This is a genomic window from Acutalibacter sp. 1XD8-36, assembly GCF_009917525.1.
Lineage (GTDB): Bacteria > Bacillota > Clostridia > Oscillospirales > Acutalibacteraceae > Acutalibacter.
In genome coordinates this window covers 204,539-230,714 of record NZ_QZDU01000004.1, presented here as the reverse complement: position 1 = coordinate 230,714, position 26,176 = coordinate 204,539, and the positions used below count along the sequence as shown (strand labels likewise).

At 59.1% G+C, this 26,176-nt stretch carries 26 protein-coding genes; 12 read left to right on the top strand and 14 right to left on the bottom strand.

What is annotated here, in order from left to right; genetic code table 11:
* Positions 1-4 precede the first annotated feature (4 nt).
* Positions 5-982, top strand: a complete 978-nt coding sequence (locus tag D5270_RS09075) for an alpha/beta hydrolase (protein ID WP_166543795.1) — start codon at positions 5-7, stop codon at positions 980-982.
* A 77-nt stretch (positions 983-1,059) separates the two neighbouring features.
* Here D5270_RS09075 and D5270_RS09070 read toward each other — a convergent pair whose 3' ends face one another.
* The 12 genes from D5270_RS09070 to ispF form a co-directional block, all read right to left on the bottom strand.
* Positions 1,060-1,245 carry a putative motility protein gene (locus tag D5270_RS09070; RefSeq protein WP_166543794.1) on the bottom strand — a complete coding sequence of 62 codons (186 nt, stop codon included), beginning with the start codon at positions 1,243-1,245 and terminating at the stop codon, positions 1,060-1,062.
* 72 nt (positions 1,246-1,317) lie between these two features.
* Positions 1,318-2,493: a peptidase U32 family protein gene (locus D5270_RS09065; RefSeq protein ID WP_243150291.1), complete on the bottom strand. Its 1,176-nt coding sequence runs from the start codon at positions 2,491-2,493 to the stop codon at positions 1,318-1,320.
* 41 nt (positions 2,494-2,534) lie between these two features.
* Positions 2,535-3,833, bottom strand: a complete 1,299-nt coding sequence (mltG, locus tag D5270_RS09060) for an endolytic transglycosylase MltG (RefSeq protein WP_166543792.1) — start codon at positions 3,831-3,833, stop codon at positions 2,535-2,537.
* 20 nt (positions 3,834-3,853) lie between these two features.
* On the bottom strand, positions 3,854-4,399 hold the full coding sequence (locus D5270_RS09055) for a DJ-1 family glyoxalase III (protein WP_166543791.1): 546 nt from the start codon (positions 4,397-4,399) through the stop codon (positions 3,854-3,856).
* Positions 4,400-4,467: 68 nt separating this feature from the next.
* Positions 4,468-5,118: a dTMP kinase gene (locus D5270_RS09050; RefSeq protein ID WP_166543790.1), complete on the bottom strand. Its 651-nt coding sequence runs from the start codon at positions 5,116-5,118 to the stop codon at positions 4,468-4,470.
* The gene (locus D5270_RS09045) at positions 5,115-5,729 is read right to left on the bottom strand and encodes an RpiB/LacA/LacB family sugar-phosphate isomerase (RefSeq protein WP_166543789.1); all 615 of its coding nucleotides are present in this window, start codon (positions 5,727-5,729) and stop codon (positions 5,115-5,117) included. The genes D5270_RS09050 and D5270_RS09045 overlap by 4 nt, the downstream gene beginning before the upstream one ends.
* Complete coding sequence (gene thyX, locus D5270_RS09040; RefSeq protein WP_166543788.1) at positions 5,726-6,496, bottom strand: FAD-dependent thymidylate synthase; 771 nt, start codon at positions 6,494-6,496, stop codon at positions 5,726-5,728. The genes D5270_RS09045 and thyX overlap by 4 nt, the downstream gene beginning before the upstream one ends.
* Complete coding sequence (locus D5270_RS09035; RefSeq protein ID WP_166543787.1) at positions 6,493-7,839, bottom strand: ABC transporter substrate-binding protein; 1,347 nt, start codon at positions 7,837-7,839, stop codon at positions 6,493-6,495. Before D5270_RS09035 ends, thyX begins: the two co-directional genes overlap by 4 nt.
* Positions 7,840-7,974: 135 nt before the next feature.
* On the bottom strand, positions 7,975-8,499 hold the full coding sequence (locus D5270_RS09030; RefSeq protein ID WP_166543786.1) for a nitroreductase family protein: 525 nt from the start codon (positions 8,497-8,499) through the stop codon (positions 7,975-7,977).
* A 23-nt stretch (positions 8,500-8,522) separates the two neighbouring features.
* Positions 8,523-10,391, bottom strand: a complete 1,869-nt coding sequence (locus tag D5270_RS09025) for a transglutaminase-like domain-containing protein (protein WP_166543785.1) — start codon at positions 10,389-10,391, stop codon at positions 8,523-8,525.
* A complete protein-coding gene (locus tag D5270_RS09020; RefSeq protein ID WP_330587451.1) occupies positions 10,391-11,710 on the bottom strand; it encodes an alpha-L-fucosidase in 1,320 nt (439 codons plus the stop codon). Before D5270_RS09020 ends, D5270_RS09025 begins: the two co-directional genes overlap by 1 nt.
* Before the next feature lie 66 nt (positions 11,711-11,776).
* On the bottom strand, positions 11,777-12,991 hold the full coding sequence (ispF, locus tag D5270_RS09015; protein WP_166543783.1) for a 2-C-methyl-D-erythritol 2,4-cyclodiphosphate synthase: 1,215 nt from the start codon (positions 12,989-12,991) through the stop codon (positions 11,777-11,779).
* Positions 12,992-13,141: 150 nt separating this feature from the next.
* Between ispF and D5270_RS09010 the strand changes: the two genes are divergently transcribed.
* The 11 genes from D5270_RS09010 to ispE all read left to right on the top strand — a co-directional run bounded on the left by D5270_RS09010 (position 13,142) and on the right by ispE (position 24,401).
* The gene (locus D5270_RS09010) at positions 13,142-14,905 is read left to right on the top strand and encodes a Na/Pi cotransporter family protein (RefSeq protein ID WP_166543782.1); all 1,764 of its coding nucleotides are present in this window, start codon (positions 13,142-13,144) and stop codon (positions 14,903-14,905) included.
* A gap of 145 nt (positions 14,906-15,050) precedes the next feature.
* Positions 15,051-15,242 carry a helix-turn-helix transcriptional regulator gene (locus D5270_RS09005; protein ID WP_166543820.1) on the top strand — a complete coding sequence of 64 codons (192 nt, stop codon included), beginning with the start codon at positions 15,051-15,053 and terminating at the stop codon, positions 15,240-15,242.
* Positions 15,243-15,265: 23 nt separating this feature from the next.
* Positions 15,266-15,718, top strand: a complete 453-nt coding sequence (locus tag D5270_RS09000; RefSeq protein WP_166543781.1) for a hypothetical protein — start codon at positions 15,266-15,268, stop codon at positions 15,716-15,718.
* A gap of 377 nt (positions 15,719-16,095) precedes the next feature.
* Entirely contained in the window at positions 16,096-16,851 is a 756-nt protein-coding gene (gene recO, locus D5270_RS08995; RefSeq protein WP_166543780.1) for a DNA repair protein RecO, read from the top strand.
* 10 nt (positions 16,852-16,861) lie between these two features.
* Positions 16,862-17,584 carry a GNAT family N-acetyltransferase gene (locus D5270_RS08990; protein WP_166543779.1) on the top strand — a complete coding sequence of 241 codons (723 nt, stop codon included), beginning with the start codon at positions 16,862-16,864 and terminating at the stop codon, positions 17,582-17,584.
* A 10-nt stretch (positions 17,585-17,594) separates the two neighbouring features.
* Positions 17,595-19,946: an endonuclease MutS2 gene (locus tag D5270_RS08985; RefSeq protein ID WP_166543778.1), complete on the top strand. Its 2,352-nt coding sequence runs from the start codon at positions 17,595-17,597 to the stop codon at positions 19,944-19,946.
* A gap of 1 nt (position 19,947) precedes the next feature.
* Positions 19,948-21,021, top strand: a complete 1,074-nt coding sequence (locus D5270_RS08980) for a hypothetical protein (RefSeq protein WP_166543777.1) — start codon at positions 19,948-19,950, stop codon at positions 21,019-21,021.
* A gap of 33 nt (positions 21,022-21,054) precedes the next feature.
* Positions 21,055-21,867 (top strand): histidinol-phosphatase HisJ family protein, encoded by an 813-nt coding sequence (locus tag D5270_RS08975; RefSeq protein ID WP_166543776.1) that lies wholly within the window; start codon positions 21,055-21,057, stop codon positions 21,865-21,867.
* 16 nt (positions 21,868-21,883) lie between these two features.
* Positions 21,884-22,378, top strand: a complete 495-nt coding sequence (locus D5270_RS08970; protein WP_166543775.1) for an Lrp/AsnC family transcriptional regulator — start codon at positions 21,884-21,886, stop codon at positions 22,376-22,378.
* Positions 22,374-23,540 carry an aminotransferase class I/II-fold pyridoxal phosphate-dependent enzyme gene (locus D5270_RS08965; protein WP_330587450.1) on the top strand — a complete coding sequence of 389 codons (1,167 nt, stop codon included), beginning with the start codon at positions 22,374-22,376 and terminating at the stop codon, positions 23,538-23,540. Before D5270_RS08970 ends, D5270_RS08965 begins: the two co-directional genes overlap by 5 nt.
* Positions 23,541-23,552: 12 nt before the next feature.
* Complete coding sequence (ispE, locus tag D5270_RS08960) at positions 23,553-24,401, top strand: 4-(cytidine 5'-diphospho)-2-C-methyl-D-erythritol kinase (RefSeq protein ID WP_166543774.1); 849 nt, start codon at positions 23,553-23,555, stop codon at positions 24,399-24,401.
* A 13-nt stretch (positions 24,402-24,414) separates the two neighbouring features.
* Here ispE and D5270_RS08955 read toward each other — a convergent pair whose 3' ends face one another.
* Both D5270_RS08955 and D5270_RS08950 read right to left on the bottom strand, forming a co-directional pair.
* Complete coding sequence (locus D5270_RS08955; RefSeq protein ID WP_166543773.1) at positions 24,415-24,945, bottom strand: hypothetical protein; 531 nt, start codon at positions 24,943-24,945, stop codon at positions 24,415-24,417.
* A 139-nt stretch (positions 24,946-25,084) separates the two neighbouring features.
* On the bottom strand, positions 25,085-26,110 hold the full coding sequence (locus D5270_RS08950) for a hypothetical protein (RefSeq protein WP_166543772.1): 1,026 nt from the start codon (positions 26,108-26,110) through the stop codon (positions 25,085-25,087).
* Positions 26,111-26,176 lie beyond the last annotated feature (66 nt).

The following is a 26,176-nucleotide window of genomic DNA, read 5'->3' as shown; positions in this document are numbered from 1 at the left end:
ACCTATGGAAAAGCAAACTCACCCTATATGGGCCCCGGGGGAATATAAGTACCCTCTATCGGCAGGGTTTGAGCCCTTTATTGTCAGCTATATCCATACCAGTCCGTCCTTGCACCCTGCCATGATGGTGGTCCCCGGCGGCGGCTACTGCTTCGTTGCCCCCAGCGAGGCCGAGCCTGTGGCTATGGAGTTTTATAACTCCGGCTATAATGCCTTTGTGCTCACCTACACCGTGAATCCGCTGACCATCGAGCCCCTTCTTATGCAGCCCCTATGGGACCTCTCAAGGGCCGTGCGCTATGTGAGGAAGAATGCCGGAGCGTTTCATATAGACCCTGAAAAGCTGGCTGTCTGCGGCTTCTCGGCAGGGGGGCACCTCAGCGCCAGCCTATGCGTCCACTGGCAGGACGTGGAGGACCCCTCCCCCCAGTACGCTGGTATCTCCAACCGGCCCGGCGCCGCCATACTCAGCTACCCTGTGATAACCTCCGGGGAGTATGCCCACCGGGGCTCCTTCGACGCCCTGCTGGGCCGTGAGCCCAGCCCGGAGCTCCTTCATTACATGAGCCTTGAGACACAGGTGACAGATAAGGCCCCGCCCTGCTTCCTGTGGCAGACTGCCGAGGACGACTGCGTGCCGGTTGAAAACAGCTATCTTTTCTCGGGAGCCTGTAAAGCGGCGGGGGTGGACTTTGCCCACCACGTGTTCACAAGCGGTCAGCACGGCCTCTCCCTTGCAAACGACGCCTGGCTCCGGAACAGCCACGGCGACACCTACACCATGGCCCCCATCAAGGCCCTCATGGATAAGCTGAAGTCCGGCGGGATAGAGGGCGTCTCCCCCGGAGCCCTTGACGGCTTCTTCGCCCCGCCCGGCACACCGGACCCGGAGTACCAAAAAAAGCTTGAGCGCGACTGCGGGATAGCCCGGGTCTGGCCCCAGCTTGCCAAGGCTTGGCTTGGGTTGGAGCTCAATATTTAACCAACTATTTAAGGGAGAGCCTGGAGCTCTCCCTTTTGCTGTAAAGAAAAAGGGCCCCAAAAGGGGCCCTTCCTGCCTTAGGCGTAAACGTCGAAGGTATAGGGACTTGGCGGCAGCATTTTCTGAATCTCCTGCATTGCCAGCTGCTGAGTGTCGTCCATAGCCATCTTGGTGACCTTCAGCGCATAGCCGTCCCCGGACTCAATGGCCCCAACTGCGCCGTAGGCGCTGGGTATGGAAGCCAGTGAACTTATACCGTCCATACGGATACCTCCTTTTTGTTAATACTAATATTTTACCACAGCTCTTTGGAGAATGCAAGGGGTTTCTGCACTTCACCCGGCCCTTACCCTCAGGTAGGCCCCCTCCTCCACCGGCAGCCCAGTCTTCCAGTACACCCTCATTTCCGCGTGGGGGGCGCTCTCGATTGGCTCCCAGTCCTCATTATATATCTCACTGAGCTGCTCCCCTGTGAACGCGCCGCCGGGCTGGAGCACGTCCACTGTGCAGCCCCTGGAGAACCTGTTGCGCTGGCTAAGCACCACATAGTCCCCCATGCGCCCCGCGCACACCGCAGCCACCTGGTAGTCCCTGATGTACTGGCCCCGGTCCGTGGTCTGGCCCGGCCCCCCGCCGAAGTAGAAGCCTGTGGAGTAGGCCCTATGGCTTATCTTCCCGGTCTCCTCCAGTATCTCAGGGGGCAGGCTCTCCCCGGGGTGCCGGGAGAAGAAGTCTATGGCCCGCCTATAGGCCGCGGTGACGCAGGCCACATAGTAGGCGGATTTTGCCCTGCCCTCTATCTTCAGGCTGCACACCCCCGCCTCTATGAGCCTTGGGATATGCTCTATCATGCACAGGTCGTTTGAGTTCATGATATATGTGCCGTCCCCCTGCTCCAGGATGGTGAAGTGCTCCTGGGGGCGCTTTTTCTCAGTCAGGTAATACTCCCACCGGCAGGGCTGGGCGCACTGGCCCCTGTTGGCGTCCCGCCCGGTCATATAGTTTGACAGCAGGCACCTGCCCGAAAAGGAGACGCACATGCTGCCGTGTACAAAGGCCTCAAGCTCCAGGTCCGGGGGGATATTCTCCCGAATCTCCCTTATCTCGGCAAGGGGCACCTCCCTTGCCAGCACCACCCGCCTTGCCCCCAGGTCATAGCAGGCTTTGGCGGCAGCGTAGTTGACAATGCCTGTCTGGGTGGACACATGCAGCTCCACCCCAGGAGCGTGCTCCCGGGCCAGGGCCAGCACCCCCAAATCCGAGATTATCAGGCCGTCCACGCCCACTGCTTTGCAGTATTCCAGAAAGCCCGGCAGCTCCCTGAGCTCATGGTTTCTCGGCAGGGTATTGCAGGTCACATACACCCGCACCCCCGACCCATGGCAGAGCTCCACCGCCCTTTTCAGCTCCTCCCGGGTGAAGTTCCCGGGCGCGGCCCTCATGCCGTAGTCCTTCCCTCCAAGATATACCGCGTCTGCGCCGTAGCGCACCGCCGCCTCCAGTCTCTCCATATCACCTGCAGGCGATAATAATTCCGGCTTTCGTCTCTCCATCAGTCCAGCCCCGCCAAGGTCTTGTTGTACTCATGGTCGTCGGCGTTGGTGGCATAGTAGGCCACGCCCTCGGCTGAGTGGCAGAAGTACAGATAGCTCGCCGCGTCCCCGGAGTCGTTGGGCTTCAGGGCCGCATTTAAGGCGTCAAGGCCCGGATTGCAGATAGCTCCCGCCGGCAGGCCGCTGACCTGGTAGGTGTCATAGGCCCCGTGGCTGAGTCCGCCGCCCAGGGCCTCCATCTCCTGGGCGTTCTTATAGGGGTAGAAGGAGGTGGAGTCGCACTCAAGATTAAAAATGCCGTAGTCCGCGCCGAAGTTCAGGCGGTTGTGCAGTACCGCCGAGACGTTGAACATATCCGTGGTGTTCGCGCCCTCAGCCTGGATTATGCTGGCAAGTATCACCACCTGGTCCAGGGTCATGCCCGAAGCGTCCACCTTTTCCTGAAGCCTGCCGGAGAGCTTATTGTGGAAGTTCCAGAGGAATTTGCCTATCACATCCTCCAGGTCCTCCCCCTTATAAAAGTCATAGGTGTCAGGGAAAAGATAGCCCTCAAGCTTATAGTACCTGTTCCCGGTGTCCGCACCCAGGGCCGCTATCTCATCATACTTTGAGTAGTCCCCAGAATTCAGCTCGGTCAAAAACTCCTGGGCCTTGCAGACCTCGTTCTCCTCCAGAAGGTTTGCAATCTGCAGGGCGGTGCTGCCCTCCGGGAAGGCTATCTTCACAATCTCACGGTCCTCGTTGCCGCCCTTCAGGGCTGTGATTATGGCCTCATAGTCCATATTGGTGTTCACCTGAAGCCTTGTGCCCGGGCCGAAGCTGTCGATATTTTTCTTTATCTTGCAGTAGAGGCTGAAAAACTCCGGCTTGCTGATTATCCCGGCCTTATGAAGTATCTCTGCAAGTCCGTCCTCAGTGAGCTTCCCCTCGGGTATAGTCACGTCGGCCTTGCCCTCGGGCCTGCCTGCCCCCAGAAAGTCGTTGGAGCCGCCGATAAGGTAGCTTGCAATGGTAAAGGACACCAGCAGCACCATGCAGAGCCATACTATCTTGAAAATCCGCTTGTTCTTCCGGGCCTTGACCCTGTTGCGCTTCCTATGGGCCCGCTTCTCCGCCCGCAGCTCCTTGTCGGTGAGCTGGGCCTTTTTTGAAAGGTATGGCTCCTCGTATTGGTCCGGCTGACGCCTGGCCCTGGGCTGCTCAACAGGGCCGGTCATCAGGTCCCGCTTGTCGATATTCACCTGGAAATTCCCGGAACGCTCCCGGCTGTCTCCCGGCTGCTGTGGTCTCTGGTTCATAGCTCTACAACCTCCTGCTCTCAGGCAAACTGTATGCCCGTCTTTATCCCGGCGGCGGTCTCAGGGGACGTGAGGGCAGCCGCCAGCTCCAGCCCGAAGCTGGTGGAAACGCCCATGCCCCGGGCGGTTATAAACTGTCCGTCACGGCAGACAAATTTTTCGGAGAGCCTGCCGCCGCCCTCCTCAACGTCCTTCTGGAAGCTTGGGAAGGCCGTGGCCTCCCTGCCCTTTAAGAGCCCCTTATGGGCCAGTATAGAGGGTGCTGCGCAGATGGCCCCTATAAGCTTACCCTCCCTTTGGCAAAAGTCAATAAGCCCCTGGACCTCCCCCGACTTCTCAAGGTTTACCGTCCCCGGCAGCCCCCCGGGGAGCACTATGCAGTCCAGCCCTTCGGTAACAGCCCCGGCTATCTCAATATCCGCCGTGACCGGCACGCCGTTTGAGGCCGTCACGGTCTTCCCTGTGACCCCCACGGTCCTGACCTCTACCTTCGCCCGGCGCAGGATATCCACCGAGGCCATGGCCTCCACCAGCTCGAAGCCCTCCGCTAAAAATACGTATACCATAAAATATTGCCCCTTTCTATTATACAATTATACAACTACACAATAATCACATATAATAATCGCACAAATCACATATCCAGCGCCGAGACCACCCGGCGGTGTATCTCCCCGACGCTAAGCGGCTCCCCGTTTTCCGCGCACTCTATGACCCGCCATTTAAGCCTGTCCGCCGCGAACCTGGCGCACATGGCGCAGCTCTCAAGAAACCGCACATCCCGCTCATGCAGGTCCCTTCTCTCCTCGTGCCCCTCGTATCTTTTTGACAGCAGCTTCTGGGCCGCAGCTAAAGGCATGTCAAGGAATATTACCCTATCGGGCCTCGGGAGCCCCAGCCTGCCGTACTCGAAATCCTCTGCCCAGGCGATATACTCCTCCCAGCAGCCCTTTGGCAGCTTCTCCATCTGGTATATCACATTGGAGGTGGTGTACCTTCCGGCTAAAATAGTGGTCCCCCTTCTGTAGTCCTCCTGCCAGTCCTTCTTAAAGCTGGCGTACCTGTCCACGGCGTAGAAGGCTCCGGCGGCGTAGGCGTTCACGTCCCCAGGGCTATTGCCGAACTCTCCGTTCAGGTACATCTTCACCAGAGCCGACGAGGGCGAGCTATAGTCCGGGAAAGAGACCGTCCTCACCGGCCCCCGCCGTTTCAGCTCCTCCTCCAAAAGCGGGAGCTGGGTGCTCTTGCCGCTGCCGTCCAGCCCCTCAAGTACAATAAGGCTCATGCTCCCCCACCTGCTACCTTTCCGAATTTCTCAATGTACTCCATCACGTTCCCCCTGGTGAGGGCCTTGACTGTGAGCTCCCGGGGATATCTCTCAAGGCACTCCGGCATACCCCTCTTTGTAATGCCGCTAAGCTTCCTGAGAAGCCCTGCGTCCCTCCTCTTGCGCTCAGCCTCCTCCGGGGGCCAGCCCACGCCGAAGCCCCCCTCAAAGAGCTTATCCAGCGTGCACTGTAAATTTATCTCCCCCATCCAGCCGAAGCCAAGGCCCAGCGGCAGCGAGGCCGCGTTGCCGCCGTTTATTCTGCCAAAGAGGAACGCGTCCTGGGGCGTAGGCAGATAGCCGCAGAGCACCCCGGGCAGGCTGTTGCACGCCAGCATCATCCCCTGCCCAGAGGAGCAGCCGGTTACTATAAAGTCCACCGCCCCCCTGGAGAGCAGCAGGCTTATAAGGAGCGCCGTCTCCACATAGGTCCAGTCCTCCCGCTCGTCCGGGAAGACCCCGAAGTTTATAACCTCGTGCCCGTGCCTTCCGACCGCTTTCTTTGTACACTCATATATAAGCGGGTTCTTATCCCTCTGGGACGAGGCCTGTATAACGCCTACCCTCATTCCCCGGCCCCCAGCGCCTGAAAGCTCTCCCGGACCCGGCTCATTTTCCCGCAGCTCATCTTCCCCTCGGGGCAGCTTCCCCTAAGGCATGGGGGCCCGGCCTTTCTGAACATATTCGGCGCGGCCTCCCTCACCAGCTTCAGCATTTCAACCGCCAGCTCCCGTATCTCCCACTGGGCCCTGTTGCAGCACCTATGGGTAAAGAAGTTCATCAGGGACCGGGCGTTCATGGTGCAGATAAGCTTGGTGGCGCAGGCGTTTGGCAGGACAAACCTGGCGTCCTCAATGGCCTTCTTCTCGGCCTTGCGCCTGGCTTCCTTTTCACAGAGGCCCTTCGCCAGAAACTCCGTCTCGTGCTTTCTTTGAAGGAGCTCCGAGAGTTTCTCATAGTGCCGCTGGTCCTCCTCCATAGCCATAAGAAATTCCCGCCTGGCCTCAGGCATAGCAGCTATCTCCGGTGGCACCACAAACTCGAAGCTGGACTCCTTCACATACCTCTGGCTCTGGACGCTGTAGGACGCCAGCCTGTGCCGCGTAATCTGGGCCAGCAACGACCTTGAGACCCCCTCTATGCCAAAGGTAAAGCTGGCGTGCTCAATAGGGCTCTCGTGGCCTATCTCTGTGAGCATGTCCAGAAAGGAGCCCGCCTTTTCATCTGTCAGCCCGTCCATCACCGTGTCGATATCCGCGGCGGCATAGCAGAGCTTCGCCGCACAGGCCACGGTGCGCTCGGGTGCGGGCGTATATGCCAAAAGCTTCACATTCATGTTTTATCCTCCCTATCTTCCTGCTCCCAGGGCAGCCTGCCGTTTTCCTGCCTATACTCCTCAAGGAGCCTTTTATACTCGCCGTCCAGCCCCTCCAGCATTTCCTCAGGGGAAATCTCCCCATCCTCCAGCCGGGAGAAGAGCCTTTTGAACTCCGGGTTTTTGGCCCCCGCAAGCTCCCCCATAGCCGCCGTAGCGCTGGCGTATTTATAGTTTGGCATGTTCAAAAGCTCTATCTCCCCATACCAGCAGCCTTCAAGCAGGGAGGGCTCATAGGCCTCGGCCTCCCTGTATATGGGCTTTACGCCGCTGTCGGCAAGCTCCATATACAGATGGGTGTTGTTGTCGGCGTTGGTGAGGTACCACAGAAAGTGCACGGCCTTCTCAGGCTCCGGAGTATCGCTGCTGACCCCCCATGCCGTCCACTCCAGCAGCGGGGCCACTTTACCGCCGGTACCCTGGGGCAGCCCGATAGACCTCCAGCTAACGCCCAGCTCCCCCGGCATTTTCTCCCGGAGCTCCCGCATGTCAAGCCCCCGGCCTATATATATACAGGCCCTTCCGTCTATAAAGTCCCCCATGGGGTCCTCTGAGGCCGTCTCTGCGTCCAGCAGCCTTTTAAAGGCATTGGCGGCGTTCAGTGAGCTCTCTAAGTTAAAGATTGTGCTGCCGTCCTTCTGGTAATATCCTGCGGCCCAGTCCGCTATAAACCGCGGGTCCGTCCAGCTCCACAGGAGCACGTCAAACATGAGCGGCCTCACTTCCCCGGCTATCACCAGTCCGCCCTTTTCCCCAAGCTTCTCTGGCACGTCCAGCAGGTTCCCCCAAAGGTCCACCGCCGCCCGCTCATTTGCGGGGCGCCCTTGGTTATACTCATCAATCCAGTCCAGCCTATAGTACAGCATTATCTGGTCATACTGGAAGGGTATGGCATAGATGCTCTCCCCGCCCATAAAGTGCATGATACGTCCGGCGGGGTTTGTAATGCTCCCCTCCAGCTCCCAGGCGTCCTTATAGGGGGTAAGGTCCATGAGCCCCTCTGTGTCCTTTAGTTCGCCGTCTGTGAACAGCCGGATATCCGGCTCATTTTCCGAGAGCACTATCTCCGTATTTGGGAAGTCCGCCTCGTATTTTGCGATTATCTCCTCCAGCGCGTCGGGAAACTCCCGGCCCTCCCCGCCTCCCACGGATATGGTGAGCTTTGCCGGGGCGCCGTCGTTTTTGGGCAGGTTAGGCTCCTTTATAGGTGCCGCCTCCTTTGGGGACCCGCAGCCGCCGAGAATCAGGAGTCCCGAAAGGGCCGCGCAGACAAGCCCTTTCAGCCCCCGCTGTCTTTTTTTCATAGGACCACGCCTTTCTATACATTTGGCCTGAAATGGCCGGAATTTCCCAGTTTCCTATTATTATAACGGATTTTCCACAAAAAAACAAGCCGCATGGGAGGAAATCTCCCCCGCGGCCTGAAATTTACACTATCTTTACACTATCTTAATATATCCCTCTTTCCGGGGCTTAGGCTCCGGCGGCTGTCCGTCTGCGTAGCCAAGGGCCAGCGAGCCTACACCCCGCAGGCTCTCCGAAAGGCCCCACTTTTTAAGCAGCGCCTTTCCCTCGGGTAGCTCAAACATCAGGTGTTCCCCGTGTATCCAGCAGGAGCTCACCCCCAGTGACTGGGCCGCCACCATCATATTGTCCAGCACACAGGAGCCGTCCTCAACAAAGGTCCCTGTTATGCCGCTGTCCGCCAGCACCAGCACTATGGTGGGCGCTCCGTAGTAGGGGTCGCCGCTGCCGCCCCGGGCCTGCTTGTTCAGCTCCATAACAGCCCTGCGGTCCTCGGGGTTCTGTACGGCCACTATCACCCCGGGCTGCTTGCCCATGCCGCTGGGGGCATAGGTGCCTGCCTCTAAAATTGCCGAGAGGGTCTCCCTGTCAATCTGCTCTGGCCTGTACTTTCTGACGCTCCTGCGGGTTAATAGTACCTTCAGCGTCTCGTTTTGCATACTCATCTCTCCTTATATAATGCTCACCGGGACTTCTGCTCTGTTACCATAGGGCAGAGCCCGGCAGCAAGCTCCACCGAGCCCACATTGTACCCGGCGCTTGCAAACCTTGCAAAGCCCTCGCTGTCTGCCAGCACCACCAGGGGCAGGTTGCCGGGCTCTAAAAACACCCTTCTGGCTACAGTCTCGGCAACATATTCATCCCAGCTATGGGTCACGGAGCCCTCAGGCAGGATGTCTCCGTCCAGCTCCCGCCCGATAAAATTCACCCCGCAGGGAAATCCCCCCGCCGCTTTCAGCTCGTTTAGAAGGTGCTCGGTGGGCTCGGCCCCGGGGTCTATCCAGCACAGGAGGGCCAGGCCCTCCCAAGTAAAGCCCAGCTCCGGCAGGGGCAGCTTTTGCAACAGCTGCTCAGGCTCGGCCTCCCGGAAGCTTGCCGTCAGCTCCCGGGACTCCCCGCCGTCAAGGGTGAAGTCCTGAAAGTCCCCCAGCTGTGTGCCGTCCGGCAGCCTGTAGGAGGTTATCAGCCGGTATCTCCCCTCCGGGAGCCGAATCTCCCTGCCAAATCTCAGCGCGCCAACAGCCTCCCAGCCGTCCTGCCAGGCCATAAGGCCCAAAGCCCCCTTGCCCTCGCCGCGAAGCAGGGTGATTCCGCACTCCCGCCTTTCATCAAGGCCGTGGGCGCTGCCGTCCCGCCAGAGCTCGGGTATCTCCCCCGGGGAAAACCTCTCCCAGGGCCAGAGCTCCGGCTTTTCGGGAGCCGTTCCCCCGCCGGGGTGCAGCCCCTCCCGCAGCTCCTTTGCCCGCTCGCGCTCCTGCTTGCGCTGAAGCCTCTCCTGAGAGCTGAGCCCTCCGGACCTTACACCGCTGTCCTTTGGCGGCAGGAAGTCATAATGCCCTGTCATATCAGCCCCGGGCAGGCTCAGCTCCACCATTCCAGTCTCGCCGGTATTTACAAGCTGCTCCCTGAGCATACCGCCGTGACAGGCCGTCACCCAGACGCTGCCAAGGCCCAGGCGCATACTGGCATTTCCCCCGCCGTCAGTGACCCGCCGGGCTATCTTCCTCAGAAGCCCCTCGTTGAGCACATAATACTCAACTATAGCCCCGGGTATGCCGGCGCCGCTGTTGTCCGTCACCCAGACTGTGAACTCCCGGGCCCTTCCGTAGCGTTCGGTCACACTCAGATAGACGATTCCCTCCCGGACGTCTATATCCAGCGGATCCTCTCCGGGGAGCAGCCTTTCCCAGCCGCCGTCCCTGCCTACAAAGCACTTCGTGTGGCAGAGCATGGCCCTCCCCGCGGCGGGGATAAACCATCCCATATCCAGGCGCGGCTCCGGCTCGCAGGCCCCCAGGAACCTCCACTCCCTGCCGTCAAAGGCCTCGACCCAGGCGTGGTTGTCGTCGCAGTGGGACCACCAGGGGGCGTAGACCTGCCTTGCGGCTATGCCCACGCTCCTCATGGCGTTCACCGCGAACATGGACTCCTCGCCGCAGCGCCCGCAGCCCGATTTATACACCGCCATTGCCGAGGCCGTGCGGATGTCCGTGGACCGGTAGGTGACGTTCTCCGCGCACCAGCGGTTCACCTCAAGTATGGCCTCGGGCAGGGAAAGGCCCTTCACCCTGGGAGCAAGCTGCTCATGGAACAGCCTCCGGCAGTCTGAAAGCTCCTCGTTGTTCACCCTGGGGCAGAGCACCCAGCCAAGGAACATCTCCTCCGGCAGCTCCGCGCACCAGGCCCACTCCTGCCGGAGCATGGCCCCATGCTCCGCAAACCTTCTGAAGAGCTCCTGGGGGTAATCCACGGTATCACATTCTGGCAGCACGCTTACAATATGCCGGTAGTACCCATCTATAATTTTCGTAATTTCTGTCATAGCTGTCATTACTTCAGTTCCACCTTTATAACAGTGTCAACAGGGTCCGGCAGCACCGGGTCCGGGCCAAGGTCGGCGAAGACCACGTCCGGGTAGTTGTCATACACCCAGCCCTTGGCTATCTTCACCTCGGCCCCCGAGTGCACCCAGCGCACGGATTTCACCTGCTCCTTAGAGAGCCCCTGCAGCGGCATGGCCCCTATGGTGTTCTCAAACAGGTGGTAGTAAAGGGTATTCCCCTTCCGGGTTATCCTGCCTGTGTCCGGCTTCTCCATCCCCGATTTCCCGCAGCCGTATATGCTCTCGCCGTTCTTTTTCATCCAGCGGCCAATGCCCTCAAGTATCTCCAGAGACTGGTCCGGGATATTGCCCTTTGCGTCCGGGCCCACGTTTAGCAGCAGGTTGCCGCCCTTGCTTACGCACTCCACCAGCTTCTTTATAAGCATACCCGCCGGCTTGAAGTTAGTATCCAGGGCGCAGTAGCCCCAGTTATTGTTCATGGTGACGCAGGCCTCCCACACCAGGTCCCCGCCGTTTTTATCCAGCAGGCCGTTTGGCGGGATTATCTGCTCCGGGCTCACAAAGTCCCCATGCCAGGGCTTGGGGTCCCCCTCCCACATGGAGCCGAAGCCCTCGCCGCTGACCTCCAGGCGGTTGTCTATTATTATCCCCGGCTGCAGCTCCCTTATCATGCTCACCAGCTCGTGGGCCCTCCAGGTCTCCCCGCGCATGGACTTCTCGCCCTCGCCATAGGAGAAGTCGAACCACATAATATCCAGCCTGCCGTAGTCCGTGCAGAGCTCCCGCACCTGTCCGTGGAGGTAGTCAAGATACCTGTTAAAGTCCCGGTCTTCGTTGCCCTCCTCCGGGTTGTTCCGCATGGGGTGGTACTGGTCCTCATAGTGGGGGTAGTCCGGGTGGTGCCAGTCAAGCAGGGAGTAGTAGAGCCCCACCTTCAGGCCCTCGGCCCTGAACGCCTCCAGGTACTCCCTCACCAGGTCCCGCCCGGACCTGGTGTTGGTGGACTTATAGTCTGTAAGCTTGCTGTCGAACAGGCAGAAGCCGTCGTGGTGCTTTGCTGTGAGCACCGCGTACTTCATGCCCGCCTCCTTTGCGGCCCTGGCCCATTTTTTCGGGTCATAGTCCACAGGGTCGAACTCGTTGAAGTAGGTCATATACTCCTCTTCAGGCATTTCCTCAGGGCTCCTGACCCACTCGCCCCTGGCGGGGATTGCATAGATTCCCCAGTGGATGAACATGCCGAAGCGGGCCTCCTGGTACCACTCCATGCGCTTTTCGTACTCTTCACGGTTGAATTGATACATGATTCTGCTCCTTTTTATTTGTCTACTAAAAAATAAATATATTTTCTACGGCAGTATGGAGCACTGCCCCTACTCCCGCAATAAGCATACTGCGCTCGCCGCAATTCCTTCGCCCCTGCCGGTGAAGCCCAGGCCCTCCTCGGTGGTGGCCTTCACGCTCACCCGCCCCGGGTCTATCTCGCAGGCCGCGGCGATATTCTCTCGCATACTGTCTATATAGGGCGCAAGCTTCGGCCTCTGGGCTGTCACCGTGCTGTCGATATTGCCGATTTCAAAGCCGCCGCTCCTGGCCCGCTCACAGACCTCCGAGAGCAGCTTCAGGCTGTCGGCCTCCTCATATTTTGAGTCGTTATCCGGGAACAGCTTCCCGATATCCCCCATCGCCGCCGCGCCCAGTATGGCGTCCGATACGGCATGGGCCAGCACGTCCGCGTCCGAGTGCCCTAAAAGCCCCAGCTCATATGGTATCTCCACGCCTCCAAGTATGAGCCTCCGCCCGGGCGCCAGCCTGTGCACGTCATAACCGCTTCCAATGCGCATACCCTTCCTCCTCCCCTCTCCCGCCACCGCCCGGGCCAGAAGCATGTCCTCGGGGGTGGTGAGCTTGAAATTTGTATAGCTCCCGGGGGTGAGCCTCACCTTCCCTCCCGCCGCCTCCACCAGCTGGCAGTCGTCAGTATAGCTCTTTCCCCTGGCCCTCGCTTTCTCAATGGCGTACATATACAGCTCCCGCTTAAACGCCTGGGGAGTCTGCACCGCCATTAGCCTGTCCCGGGGCGGCGTGCTCTCCACAAAGCCCTCCCTGTCGGAGAGCTTGCAGGTGTCCTTACAGGGCACCGCCGCCGTAGCCGCGCCAAAGCTCAAAGCGTCCCTGCATACCGCATTTAGAAGCTCCCCGCTCACAAAGGGCCTTGCGCCGTCGTGTATTATCAGATAGCCGCAGTCCTCGCTGAGGGCCTGCACGCCGTTTCTCACCGAATCCTGCCGGTCCGCGCCCGCCGGGGCAAAGGTTATTTTCTTTCCCAGGCCCGCCCCGCCGCCGGGCACTGAAGCCAGCCGGGATATCTCCTCCATGTCCTCCTCTCGGCAGACTATACATACCTCCTGGATATACCCGCAGCAGAGAAGCGTCCCAAGGCTTTTTAACAGCACCGGCCCTCCGTCCAAATCCAAAAGCACCTTTGAGCGGCCCGCGCCCATGCGGGAAGAGCTCCCCCCCGCCGCCAGCACCGCTCCAAACCTCTCGTTCAAAAGCCCGCCTCCCCCGTCCCAAGTTTTTACCATCTTATCATATTCCTCCAGATTTTTCCACCCGGATTTCAATTTTTCTCCCTTTTTTTCATAATTTCGCAAAACCCATTGATTTGCCCCCGCCCTATATGCTATTATTGTCTTGTATACCAAAAAATGAGGGAATTTTTTAAGGAGAGAACTATGGATATTTTTTCAGTGTTCACGCTGCTGGGAGGGCTGGCCTTCTTCCTCTATGGCATGAACGTGCTGTCGTCGGCCCTGGAAAAGATGGTGGGCGGCAAGCTTGAGTCGGTCCTGAGGGCCATGACCTCAAACCGCTGGAAGGGCCTGGCCCTCGGCGCGGTGATAACCATCGCCATACAGTCGTCCTCTGCCATGACCGTTATGCTGGTGGGCCTTGTGAACTCGGGAATTATGGAGCTCTCACAGACCGTTGCTGTTATAATGGGCTCCAGCATGGGCACAACGCTCACGGCCTGGATATTAAGCGCCACAGGCATACAGAGCGACAGCTTCTGGCTCCAAATGCTCAAGCCCGAATCCTTTTCACCCCTTGTGGCCCTGATTGGCGTTGTCATGACTATGGCCGGCAAAGACCGGAAAAAGGACGCGGGCCATGTGCTTATAGGCTTCGCGGTGCTCATGACCGGCATGACCTTCATGAGCCAGTCGGTCAGCCCCCTGGCGGAGAGCCCTGTGTTCCAGGACCTGCTCATTATGTTCAAAAACCCCCTGATGGGCGTGCTGCTCGGCACCATAGTCACCGGCATTATTCAGAGCTCCGCCGCCTCTGTGGGCATTCTCCAGTCCCTGTGCCTTACCGGCAGCATAAGCCTCGGCATGGCCTTCCCCATTATAACCGGGGCCAATATCGGCACCTGCGTTACCGGCCTGCTCTCTGCAATCGGGGCAAATAAAAATGCAAAGCGCGTTGTTGCCGTGAGCATATATTTTAAGGTAATAGGCACTATAATCTGCCTGACGGCCTTTTACGGAGTAAACGCCATATTCCAGTTTGACATAGTTGACGAGCCCATAAACGCCTTTGGCATAGCGGTCGTACATACCCTATTTAATGTGGTGAACACCTTCGTGCTGCTGCCCTTCTCAAAGCAGCTTGAGAAGCTCTCAAAGCTCACCATCCGGGACACCAACACCCAGGAATCTCTCTTGGACGAGCGCCTTATGCTCTCCCCCGCCTTTGCCATAAGCGAGTGCCGTGCCCTGGCAGTGAAGATGGCCCATACCGCCCGGGATTCCATGCTCAGCGCCATCCGGCTTATCGATGAATACAGCGCTGACGCCGCCCGGGAGATAACCGAGCAGGAGGAGCAGCTTGACCTGTATGAGGACACCCTTGGCACCTTTTTAGTCAAGCTCAGCAGCAAAGACCTTTCCCAGGCGGACAGCAACGAGGCGGCCGAGCTGCTGCACGCAATAGGGGACTTCGAGCGGATAGGGGACCACGCCATGAATATCCTGCGGGTGGCAAAGGAGATAGACGATAAGGACCTGTCTTTTTCAGATAAGGCCCAGGAGGAGCTGGGGGTCATAACCCAGGCCATTATCGAGATTCTAAACCTTACGGTGGACTCTTTCGAGCGGGAGGACACCAAGCTTGCCGCCAAGGTGGAGCCCCTGGAGCAGGTGGTGGACGGCCTGAAGCTGGAGCTGAAAAACCGCCACGTGCGCCGCCTGCAGGAGGGCCGGTGCACCATAGAGCTTGGCTTTGTGCTCACGGACCTGCTGACGAACTACGAGAGGGTTTCCGACCACTGCTCCAATATCGCCGTTACGGTGATACAGGCAAAGGAGTCGGCTATGGAGGCCCACGGATACCTCAACGAGCTTAAGAGCTCCGGCAGCCCGGAGTTTACCAGGGCCTATGAGGAGAGCCTGGAGAGGTACGCCCTGCCGAAGAGCGGCGGGCACGCGGTACAGTAAAATACATGAAGGAGCCCCACGCGGGCTCCTCCTTTTTGCCCCTTTTTGTAAATTATTCAATGCTTTTGTAATATATACTTGACTTTTAGAATTACATACTGTACAATACACATATGGAGGTGATGGCTTGGGGAAAAACCTGAGGATGAAGGCTGCAAGGGCCGCCAAGGGCCTCACCCAGCAGGAGCTGGCGGAGCTTGTGGGCGTCACCCGCCAGACCGTGGTGGCTATCGAGAAGGGGGACTATAACCCCACCGTCCGGCTGTGCGTGGAAATCTGCCGGGCACTGGGGACGACCCTGGACGGGCTTTTCTGGCCCGGTGAGGACGAAAAGTAAATTTTTGAAGGGAGAGTAAACTTATGAAGAAATGCTTATTGGGTAACGACGGACTGGACGAGCGGCAGCTTTTGCTTCGGGGGAACGTGTACAAGCACTCGCTGATAGTCCTAATGGCCCTGCTGCTGGCAGACGGCTTTTTGAAGGGAGAGGGCATTGTCTGGGCCCATGGCATGTGGGGGAATATCCTCATATTATGGGCCGGGATGGGGGTGGGCATGGTGGAGTTCATACTCCGGGACATCCTGCCCAGAAGCCCCAGGCAGAACTCGCTGTACATCATGCTTGGGATATGCGGGCTTATACTTTTGGTGATGGGAAGTATACACATTTTCGCGGAGCATGAGCCCCTTACAGAGGGCGGCGCACTGAACACACTGGGCGCCGGGCTCATACAGGCGGCGGTTATGATATCAATCTGCCTGCTGTTCATCGGAAGGCGGCTGTGGAACATATGTCACAGGGATGAGGAATAGCGCATATTTTTGGCTTCCGGGAAACCGGGAGCCTTTCTTTATTATATACCCCTTGCATATTCCACAAATTCCATGTAAAATAATAACACCAACCTTCAGTAAATACGAGCCAAAGCGCAAGCCGACTTGTGCCAAAGCACAAGTCGGCTGAAAAGTCCGTCGCAGTCTGTCGATAAAAGATATATTTTCCTCTCATACCAGCCCATCACATGCAAATACTGCTACTGTAAGCAAACTACTTTCATGTGACAGGGGGGCCGCCGCCATGAACGAGATACAAGCCTGGAACAGCTTCGCCCGGTCGGGCCGGGTGGAGGACTATCTGCGCTATGCGCACCTGAGGAATGAGGGGATTATGGGAAAGGAGGGGGTTCCCTGTGGCTTCAGCCAAACGCAAGACCCGGGGGCTCATCCTCCGGGAGATGACCCTGGGGGAGAGCGACCGGCTGGTAACTGTCCTCACTGAGGATATGGGCGTTATCCGAGCCTTTGCCCGCCGCGCCAAAAACCTGAGCGACAGCAAGAATGCCGCCACGAGCCTCTTATGCTACTCCCGCCTGGACCTGTACCAGGGCCGGGAGCGGTACATAATAAACTCAGCCGTGCCTATAGAGGCCTTCTTCGGCCTGCGCTCGGATATAGTTGCCCTGTCCCTTGGGCAGTACCTCTGCCAGTTCACCGAGGAGCTGGTCCCCGAGGCGCCGGACTCCTCTGAGTACCTACGGCTGATATTAAATGCCCTGCACTTCCTCTCCGAGGGCACCCGCCCGCCGGAGCTTATAAAGGCTCTAGTTGAGCTGCGTATGCTCTCCGCCTCGGGCTTCATGCCCAACCTGGTGGCCTGCGCCGCCTGCGGAGCCTATGAGTCCCCGCGCATGTTCTTCCGTGTCTCAAAGGGCGAGCTCTACTGTAAGGACTGCTACCTTCCAAAGAGCACCCCGGCCCTTGGCCTCTCCCCCACTGCCCTCAGGGCCATGCGCCAGACGGTCTTCCCCACTTTAGAGAAGGCCTTTGCCTTCACCCTCAAGGGCCCTCCACTCAGGGAGCTTTCGGAGGCCGCCGAAGCCTACTCTATTAACGTGCTACAAAAGCGCCTGAAGACCCTGGACTTTTACCACAGCCTTTTAATTTAGGAGAAAACTTATGAATAAACATATTATATTGGACAGGACCCGGGAGTACCTTGCCGCAGAGCTTGGCTGCTCCCCGGCGGACCTGTCCGGCAGCGGGACCCTCTATGTGGCAAACGCCTGCGCCCGTCCGCCCTATATAAAGCTTGCAGCCATAGGAGAGCGGGTGATAGCCTCTGCCTCCCCGGAGCTACTCCCCAGTGTGCGTGAGCTCACTGAAGGGCACAGCAGGGACGAGCTCTTTGAGCTGCCCTTAGTCTACGGGCAGACCATACACTTTGTCCCGGACGAAATACCCAGCCTGCCCCTGCCCGACGGATACGAGTACCGTCTGCTTGAAGGCGAAGCCATAGGCGGGCTCAGGGGGCTTGAGGGTTTCCCGAACTCCCTGGCCTTTGACAGCCGCGGGCATACCGGCACCGGCATTGTGTTCTTCGCCCAGAGCCGCGGGAAGATAGCCGCCCTTGCCGGAGCCGGAGAGGAATCCGAGGGCCTATGGGAGATGGGCGTGGACACCGAGCCCTCCCACCGCGGCAGGGGCCTGGGCGCGGCCCTTGTCTCCCGGCTGTCCCTGGAGCTTATGGAGCGCGGGCGCGTGCCCTTCTACAGCGCCTCGGTGACCAACATAGGCTCCCAGTCCGTGGCCCACCGGGCGGGGCTCCGGCCCCTTTGGATGGACACCTACAGCAACACCCTTCTTGACAGTTACATATATAAAGCTATAACCACAAATTGAGGATAATACTATGAATAAAAACTACAGAGCCTTAGAGCTTGACAAGATACTGGACCTGGTGGCAGGCGAGACCACCTGCGACGACGCGGCAGAGGCCGTGCGCTCCATAGAGCCGGTGAAGACCGCCTCAGAAGCCCGTATGCTCCTGGAGGAAACTGACGCGGCCTTTGTGCTCATGGCAAAATTCGGCGGGCCCAGCTTCCGGGATTTAAAGAACGTCTCGAACCCCCTGCGCCGGGCCCAGGCCGGGGGCAGCCTTGGCATGAGGGAGCTTTTGGACGTGGCGGGCACCCTGCGCTCCATCCGCTCCCTCCAGAGCTGGCACGACAAGTCAGCCGGAATGAAGACCGCCCTTTCCGACCGCTTCGACCTGCTCACCCCCAATAAGTACCTTGAGGAGAAGATATTCACCTCTATTGTCAGCGAGGAGGAGATGGCGGACGCCGCCTCCCCCGCCCTTGCAAGTATTCGCCGGAAAATCCGTGGGGCCTCGGCCAGGGCCCGGGACCAGCTGGACAAGCTGGTGCGCTCCCCCGCCCATCAGAAGCATTTGCAGGAGAGTATCATCACCCAGCGTGGCGGCAGGTATGTTGTGCCGGTAAAGGCAGAGTTCCGGGGGGAGGTCCCCGGGCTTGTGCACGACACCTCCTCAAGCGGGGCCACGGTGTTCATCGAGCCCATGAGCGTTGTGGAGGCAAACAACGAGATACGCGTGCTCCAGTCCGAGGAGCTGGAGGAGATAAACCGAATCCTCAGGGAGCTCTCTGCTGAAGCCGGGGAATTTGCCGACGGCATTATCCACAGCTATAAATGCGCCGTGGAGCTGAACGTAATCTTCGCCAAGGCCCAGACCGGCTACCGCATGAAGGCCATGACCCCAAAGGTGCGGGAGGACGGCGTGACAGAGCTCCATGCCGCACGGCACCCGCTTATCCATAAGGACAAGGTCGTGCCCACGGACATCTCCCTGGGCAGGAGCTTCGACACCCTGATAATCACCGGCCCCAACACCGGCGGCAAGACCGTAGCCCTGAAGACCGTGGGCCTGCTCTCCCTGATGGCAATGTGCGGCCTGATGATACCCGCCGGGGACGGCAGCGAGGTCTCGGTATTCGGGCATATCCTGGCTGATATCGGGGACGAGCAGAGTATCGAGCAGAGCCTCTCCACCTTCTCGGCCCATATGACTAATATAATAGGCATACTGAAAGCGGCGGACGAAAAAAGCCTTGTGCTCCTGGACGAGCTTGGCGCGGGCACGGACCCGGTTGAGGGCGCCGCCCTGGCTGAGGCAATTATAGAAGAGCTGCGGGGTAAGGGCGCGAAGCTGGCCTGCACGACCCACTACGCGGAGCTCAAGGCCTATGCCCTCCAGACGCCCGGCGTTGAGAACGGTAGCTGTGAGTTCGACGTGGAGAGCCTTCGGCCCACATACCGGCTGCTCATAGGCGTGCCCGGCAAGTCCAACGCCTTTGCCATCTCCAAGCGCCTGGGGCTGGAGGACAGGATTGTGGACCGGGCCGGGGAGCTGGTCTCAAGGGAGAGCAGCGAGTTTGAGAAGGTGATAGGCCGTCTGGAAGAAGACCGCCGGAAGCTCCAGGACGAGCTTGAGCTTGCAAAAAAAGCAGCCAGCCGCGCCCGGGACAGCATACGGGAGGCGGAGGCAAAGCAGTTTGAAGCCGGGGTCCAGGCCAAAAGGGAGCTTGAGCAGGCCAGGAAGGAGGCCGCCGACATAGTGGCCCGGACCCGCAGGCAGGCCGACGCCCTGCTCAACGAGCTGGACGAGGCCAGGAGGCAGAAAAACAAGGCCCTCTCAGCGGAGCAGAAGGCCAGGCTCCGCTCGGGTATGCGGGACATGGAGTCCTCGGCAGACCCGGTGCATAGGCGCGAGAGCGGGGACTACACCCTTCCAAGGGACCTCATGCCCGGGGACAATGTGCTCATATTCGACCTGGATAAGAAGGCCACGGTGCTGGAGGCTCCCAGGGACGGCCAGGTGCTGGTGCAGGCGGGGATAATCAAGACCCGGGTGGAGCTGTCAAACCTGCGGCTTCTGGACGAGAAGCAGAAGGAGAAGCCCCGGGGCCGCTCGGTAACGAAGAACGTGTCTGCCCCCCAGGCCAGCACAAGCCTCGACCTGCGGGGCATGAGCTCTGACGAGGCGCTGATGGAGGTGGACAGCTTCCTGGACCGTGTCAGCCGCATGAGCCTTGCCCAGGTGACTATTATCCACGGCAAGGGCACCGGCGTGCTGAGGGCGGCGGTGCAGAAGCACCTGAGAAGGTGCCCCCAGGTGAAAAGCTTCCGGCTGGGGGCCTTCGGCGAGGGCGAAAACGGAGTTACCATAGTGGAGTTGAAATAACATGAATAATATAAATAATATCACAAGTCATATTAAAGAAAGGAATATCATACCCAATATACGCCGGTTCGTCACCAACGAGCTGGGGGAAAACTACTGGCTCCACGGCTGCCTGCGGTACGTGATGGAGGCCCTTTGGGAGCCGGACTATGACTATGAGTTTTTCGCCGGGCTCACCGGGGATATCTTCACCCAGGTCTACGCCTTCGACCACTTCCGCGGGGACTGCGCCACAGACTATCTTATGAGCGCCGGAGAGCACGGCTTTATAGAGGACGCCTTCAGCCGCTGCGGGTATGGTTCAGAATTTGTGCCCGGGGAGCAGGTGAAGGCTGAGAGCGGAAAGTATCTGCAAAGGGTACTGGAGTATATTGACAGGGGCGTGCCGGTCATAAGCAACCTTGACATATCCGGCCATAAGCAGTGGCTGGTGTTCGTGGGCTATGAGGGGCGGGGAGAGGTCCTGCTGTTCATGACGGACAATATGACGGAGCCCGAGGCCGTGCACTCGGCGGAGGTATTCGCCCCAAATGCCGGGGACGGCGGCTGGAGCCGCGGGCTTGTCTTCGTGGGCGAAAAGCGGGAGCAGAAGGATTTAGCCGAGCTGTACCGCCAGGCCATAGGACGGCTCCCGGAGCTTATGAGGACCCGCGCCCCAGGATACTGCTTCGGCCCCGCGGCCTTCCGTGCCTGGGCCGCTGATATAGAGGGCGGGCGGTATGATTCGGTGGACCCGGAGGTATTCAGGCGGGATAGATGGTATCTGTACGACAACTATATCTGTATCCTTGCCACCAACGGCTCCTGCTGCCACAGCTTCCTGGACCGCGCCCAGAAGCTCAACCCGGACATGGCCTGGCTCCAGGAGCTCCACCGGCTGTACCAAAGGATGGCGGAAATGTGGGAGAAGGACCCAGACGGCCTTGAGGCCATGGGCGCCGGGTTTAACGTCACCCTTAAGGCCCTGAGGGACCGGGAGCTGCGGGGCAAGATAGCTGCGAAGCTCCGGGAATACGCCGGGCTTGCAGACAAGGTCCTCGAGGCCCTTGACCTGCAGCACCAAAATATGCTATAATATTTGCCATTAAATCGCAAAAGAGGTATCCCCATGAAACATAAATACGCCGCAGACTGCCATAACCATTCCAACTGCTCACCCGACGGGGAGCACAGCCCCCAGGCCATGGCGGACAGGGCCGCCGCCCTGGGCCTGAGGGTATACACCCTCACAGACCACTGCGAGTGCAACGAGTACGAGGAAAAATACCGGGACAGGGCGGCGGCGGCCTGGGAGAAGATGGAAAAGCTCAGACTTCCCCAGGGCCCCGAGTTCCTCAAGGGCATAGAGCTGGGCCAGCTCACCCAAAACCCCGGGGCCGCCCGGGAGGTGCTCGCCACCTACGCCTATGATTTTGCCATAGGCTCCCTGCACAATATCCGGGACAGGCAGGATTTTTACTATATGGACTGCCGGGAAAAATCCCGGGAGGAGATAGCGGGGCTCCTGGACGAGTATTGGGACGAGGTGCTGGAGATGATAGACTGCGGCGGCTTCGACTCCCTTGGGCACCTTACCTATCCCCTTCGCTATATCCAGGGGGAGCAGGGGGTTCAGGTGGACCTTGAGCGCCATTCCGACAAGCTCGACCGTATTTTCAGAAGCCTTATAGACCATGAAAAGGCCCTGGAGGTGAACAGCTCCGGCATATTCGGGAAGCTGGGGGAAACCATGCCCGGCCCGGGGCTTCTCAGGCGGTACTATGAGCTTGGGGGCAGGCTCCTTACCTTCGGCTCCGACGCCCACTGCACCGAAAACCTAGCCCAGGGCATAGACAGCGCCATGGACATGGCCCGTGAGGCGGGCTTCACCCAGTTCACCATATACAGGCAGCACAGGCCGGTCATGCTGCCGCTTGAGTAAATAGGAGGGGTTATATATGGCAAAGGAACAGATACTTGAGCTATTGCAGGAGGACGCGAAGCTCAGCGTAAAGCAGCTCTCCGTAATGCTGGGGGAGGACGCGGACGCGGTTGAGGGGGCAATAAGGCAGTATGAGAAGGACGGCGTTATAAAGGGCTACCAGACCCTTATAAACTGGGAGCGCACCGAAACCCAGAAGGCCGCGGCATTGATAGAGCTCAAAGTCTCCCCCCAGAAGGACACCGGCTTTGACGAGATAGCCGGGCGCATTATGAACTTCCCCGAGGTGGAGAGCGTGTACCTTATGTCCGGGGGCTACGACCTGGCGGTGACCGTTGTGGGCAGGAGCATGCAGGACGTGGCAATGTTTGTGCAGAAGCGCCTCGCCCCCATAGAGGGCGTGCTGTCCACCGCCACCCACTTTGTGCTCACCAGGTATAAGGACGGCGGCGTGATATTTAGCAGCGACTACGAGGAAATCGACGAGAGAGGGAGCAACCTTTGTGATTGATTATGATAAGCTCTTAAACCCGGTCATAATGGGGATAAAGCCCTCGGGCATACGCCGGTTTTTCGACATAGCCAACGAGATGGAGGACGTGATATCCCTGTCTGTGGGCGAACCTGACTTCCACACCCCCTGGCATATAAGGGAGGCGGGCATAGAGTCCCTGGAGAAGGGCCGCACCCGGTACACACCAAACAGGGGCTTTTCCCAGCTTAGGCAGGAGGTATCAAGCTTCCTCACCCGGCACTACGGCGTGGAGTATGAGCCCGATACCCAGGTGCTGATTACCGTGGGCGGGTCCGAAGCCATAGACCTTTGTGTCAGAAGCCTCGTCACCCCCGGGGACGAGGTGCTCATACCCGAGCCCAGCTTTGTGTGCTATGTGCCCATCACCCAGATGGCGGGGGGCGTTCCTGTGACTATCGAGACCGGGCCGGAAAACGGCTTTAAGCTGACAGCAGAGCAGCTCGAGGCCCATATAACCCCCCGCACCAAGCTCCTTATAATGCCCTATCCCAATAACCCCACCGGGGCGGTGATGGGCAGGGAGGAGCTGGAGGAGATAGCGGCGGTTGTGGAAAAGCACAACCTTCTGGTGCTCTCCGACGAGATATACGCCGCCCTCACCTACACCGATGAGGGCCATGTTACCTTCTCCTCACTGCCGGGGATGAAGGAGCGCACGGTAATTGTCAACGGCTTCTCAAAGGCCCACAGCATGACCGGCTGGCGCTTAGGGTATGCCGCGGGGCCCAGGGAGATAATCTCCCCCATGGTGAAGCTCCACCAGTTCGCCATAATGAGCGCCCCCACCACCAGCCAGTATGCGGCCATAGAGGCCCTGAAAAACGGCGACGACGATATGGCCTATATGAGGGACCAGTATGATATGAGAAGGCGGCTTATAGTGGACGGCCTGAATGAGATAGGCCTTAAATGCTTCGAGCCAAAGGGGGCCTTTTATGTGTTCCCCTCGGTGAAGTCCACAGGGCTCACCAGCGCCGACTTCTGTGAGCGGCTTATTTACGAGAAGCACGTAGCCGTGGTCCCCGGGGACACCTTCGGCCCCTGCGGGCAGGGCTTTGTGCGCATATCCTACTGCTATTCCGTAAAGCATATCACCGAGGCCCTCTCTCGGATGGGGGATTTCATAAGGGAACTATAGGAGTTGATGTAAATGAAAGTTAGAGCCTACGGCAAGCTGAACCTGACCCTGGACGTGCTGGGCAGGCGCCCGGACGGCTACCACCTGCTGGACACTGTTATGCAGAGTATCTCCGTCTGGGACGAGCTGGACATCCAGACCAGCCGGCAGCCCGGGGTGCACCTCCAGTGCAATAAGGACCGCCTGCCCACCGACAGCAAGAACACGGTCTACAGGGCCGCGAAGTTCTTCCTGGAGGACTGCGGGCTTGCGGACCAGGGGGTCTATATATTTATCAAGAAGTACATCCCCAGCCGCTCCGGCATGGGCGGCGGCAGCGCTGACGCGGCAGCCGCCCTGAGGGGCCTTAACGAAATGTTTAAAACCGGGCTCACCACAGAGCAGCTTATGGCTATAGGCGCAAGGGTGGGCGCGGATGTGCCCTTCTGCGTCATGGGCGGCGCCGCCCGGTGCACCGGCGTGGGCGCGAACGTGGAGCCTGTGGCCCCCCTGCCGGACTGCTGGCTGGTGGTCTGCAAGCCCCCCGCCGGCATGAGCACCCCCCGGGCCTACTCTATTTTAGACCAGTACCCCCTCTCCAGCACCCAGGCCACCCCCCGAATGCTGGAGGCCCTGGAGGCGGGCAACCTGAAGCGCGTAGCCAAGTGCCTTGGCAACCGCTTCGACGAGACCATCCGCCTGGCCCCGGTCCGCGCCCTCAAGCGCGCCATGGTGGACGCGGGGGCTCTGGGCTCCATGATGACCGGCAGCGGCTCCAGCGTCTACGGCATATTTGTGTCTGAGGACCAGGCGCGGGAGGCCCTCGAGACCATTGACAGCATGGGCCGGACCTTCCTTGCACAGCCCTGCAGCGGGATATAGGCCGTTAATCCTGCTACCCGGCAAAGGCCTCAGCCCTCACCCCGCCGGTGCCCACCGTGAGCACCTCCCAGGCCTCACCCTGAAGACCCACGGCAATCTGCCTGGTAAACCTGTACCACCCCTCTTGCCCCTCACAGGGCTCTGTGTTCCCGGGCATCCAGAACCCGGCCTCCTCACTGGATTTGGGCAGGAACCGGTACTCAGCCCAATACACGAACACACCGGCGTCTGCCGAGATATCCAGCAGCTTCAGCTCTGTACACTCAAAGTCCTCAAGCTCCGGGCAGGGCTGTCCGTCCTGCTCCAGCTCGGTGAAAACATACTTCATCCACCGCCAGGCTGACAGGTAGATAATGCCCTCGATATCCCCGGGCGCCTCCTCATACAGCCCGTTCTCCGTAACCAGGCCATCGTCCACCGTAACGCTCACGCTCTCCTTGAGCTCGGAGAGCCTCTGCCCGGCAGCGGGCGTTTCCTTTGACACAATGCCTGTACACATCATGACTGCCGATAGAATCAGCTCAACTATCCCTGTTATCTTCATACTTTGTACCACCCTTTCTTAGGTTTCTACCCTATATATCGTCATATGCGCGGGAGTGGTTACAGGCAGCCTCCGCGGGAAAGCCCTCAAAAATAAGCAAAACCGCCGCTTAGAAAAGCGGCGGTCTTTGTCTGCCTGTTTACTGCTGCCCCGGGCCGTTGGGCGTCTCAGGCGGCTGGGGGCCGGGCTGATATGGGGGCTGCCCATAGGCAGGAGGCATGTTTGTGGGCATGGCGGGCTGCATTGACGGATACAGCACCATGTTCATCTCGTTCTTGTACTTTCTAAGCAGCAGAATCATCACAATAAAGCCTGCGGCATGACAGAGGGTGGCGGCGCCGGCGATTGGGGCCGTGAGAAGCACGCCGAGCCCTGAGATAATGGAGCAGGCGGCCACAAAACCGGACATGCCGGTAAGGTAGCCGGACACCCGGTCGTCCGCAAGGCCTGTGAGGGCCACGTTCTTGGTGCGGTTTATCATACGGATAAAGCTTGCCTGGTAGGTGATGGCAAGTACCATTGCAAAGGTTATTATGAGGGCGAAGACCCCCAGCACCACCACAATGGCTATCGTGGCCTCCTCATCAGTGTACCCCGGGCCCTGGCTGTAGCCATAGGCATACGCGCCGTAGCTGAAAAGCTGTCCCCAGGGCTCATCGCTGACAAATATAGCCACAATTATAATGGCAAAGCACCCGAGAATCACGAACGCCAAAACGCAGAGGCTTATCATGCTTATGTAGCAGAGCACCTTGCAAATGGTGAGCCCGGCGGTGGATATATTGCCAGAGAGCCTGTTGCGGCAGGTGGAAAAATGTATCCACATAGCTGCCGCCGTGAGTATGGCGGGAATGGAGCCCAGGACCGCCGAAGTCACAGTGGAGCTCTGCACCAGGTCCAGTATGGGCATTATCTGCTCCGCGTTCATCCCAATCTGATAGGCGTACATATAGATGTTTGCAAGCGCGTCGCTGACCCCCAGGGACGAGAAAATAGTCAGCAGCGCCCAGGCGGAAAACAGCACGCAAAGCGCCAGGAACATCCCCGACGAGCCCACCCGCTTTATCACATTCACCGCGGGGTTGTCGGACAGGGCAGGGGCCTCCAGCGTACAGGGGCACACGGTACCGTCAGGTATCTCGCGGCCGCAGTTTGGACATATCATATCAAACCCTCCATGTATAATACTTTCATAGGCTATTATACAATATTTTGGGCAAAAATGCAAGGG

Coding starts and splice junctions, on each gene's coding strand:
- D5270_RS09075 (WP_166543795.1), top strand. CDS start 5: ATGGAAAAGCAAACTCACCCTATATGGGCCCCGGGGGAATATAAGTAC.
- D5270_RS09070 (WP_166543794.1), bottom strand. CDS start 1,245: ATGGACGGTATAAGTTCACTGGCTTCCATACCCAGCGCCTACGGCGCA.
- D5270_RS09065 (WP_243150291.1), bottom strand. CDS start 2,493: ATGGAGAGACTGGAGGCGGCGGTGCGCTACGGCGCAGACGCGGTATAT.
- mltG (WP_166543792.1), bottom strand. CDS start 3,833: ATGAACCAGAGACCACAGCAGCCGGGAGACAGCCGGGAGCGTTCCGGG.
- D5270_RS09055 (WP_166543791.1), bottom strand. CDS start 4,399: ATGGTATACGTATTTTTAGCGGAGGGCTTCGAGCTGGTGGAGGCCATG.
- D5270_RS09050 (WP_166543790.1), bottom strand. CDS start 5,118: ATGAGCCTTATTGTACTTGAGGGGCTGGACGGCAGCGGCAAGAGCACC.
- D5270_RS09045 (WP_166543789.1), bottom strand. CDS start 5,729: ATGAGGGTAGGCGTTATACAGGCCTCGTCCCAGAGGGATAAGAACCCG.
- thyX (WP_166543788.1), bottom strand. CDS start 6,496: ATGAATGTGAAGCTTTTGGCATATACGCCCGCACCCGAGCGCACCGTG.
- D5270_RS09035 (WP_166543787.1), bottom strand. CDS start 7,839: ATGAAAAAAAGACAGCGGGGGCTGAAAGGGCTTGTCTGCGCGGCCCTT.
- D5270_RS09030 (WP_166543786.1), bottom strand. CDS start 8,499: ATGCAAAACGAGACGCTGAAGGTACTATTAACCCGCAGGAGCGTCAGA.
- D5270_RS09025 (WP_166543785.1), bottom strand. CDS start 10,391: ATGACAGCTATGACAGAAATTACGAAAATTATAGATGGGTACTACCGG.
- ispF (WP_166543783.1), bottom strand. CDS start 12,991: ATGGTAAAAACTTGGGACGGGGGAGGCGGGCTTTTGAACGAGAGGTTT.
- D5270_RS09010 (WP_166543782.1), top strand. CDS start 13,142: ATGGATATTTTTTCAGTGTTCACGCTGCTGGGAGGGCTGGCCTTCTTC.
- D5270_RS09005 (WP_166543820.1), top strand. CDS start 15,051: ATGAAGGCTGCAAGGGCCGCCAAGGGCCTCACCCAGCAGGAGCTGGCG.
- D5270_RS09000 (WP_166543781.1), top strand. CDS start 15,266: ATGAAGAAATGCTTATTGGGTAACGACGGACTGGACGAGCGGCAGCTT.
- D5270_RS08990 (WP_166543779.1), top strand. CDS start 16,862: ATGAATAAACATATTATATTGGACAGGACCCGGGAGTACCTTGCCGCA.
- D5270_RS08985 (WP_166543778.1), top strand. CDS start 17,595: ATGAATAAAAACTACAGAGCCTTAGAGCTTGACAAGATACTGGACCTG.
- D5270_RS08980 (WP_166543777.1), top strand. CDS start 19,948: ATGAATAATATAAATAATATCACAAGTCATATTAAAGAAAGGAATATC.
- D5270_RS08975 (WP_166543776.1), top strand. CDS start 21,055: ATGAAACATAAATACGCCGCAGACTGCCATAACCATTCCAACTGCTCA.
- D5270_RS08970 (WP_166543775.1), top strand. CDS start 21,884: ATGGCAAAGGAACAGATACTTGAGCTATTGCAGGAGGACGCGAAGCTC.
- ispE (WP_166543774.1), top strand. CDS start 23,553: ATGAAAGTTAGAGCCTACGGCAAGCTGAACCTGACCCTGGACGTGCTG.
- D5270_RS08955 (WP_166543773.1), bottom strand. CDS start 24,945: ATGAAGATAACAGGGATAGTTGAGCTGATTCTATCGGCAGTCATGATG.
- D5270_RS08950 (WP_166543772.1), bottom strand. CDS start 26,110: ATGATATGTCCAAACTGCGGCCGCGAGATACCTGACGGTACCGTGTGC.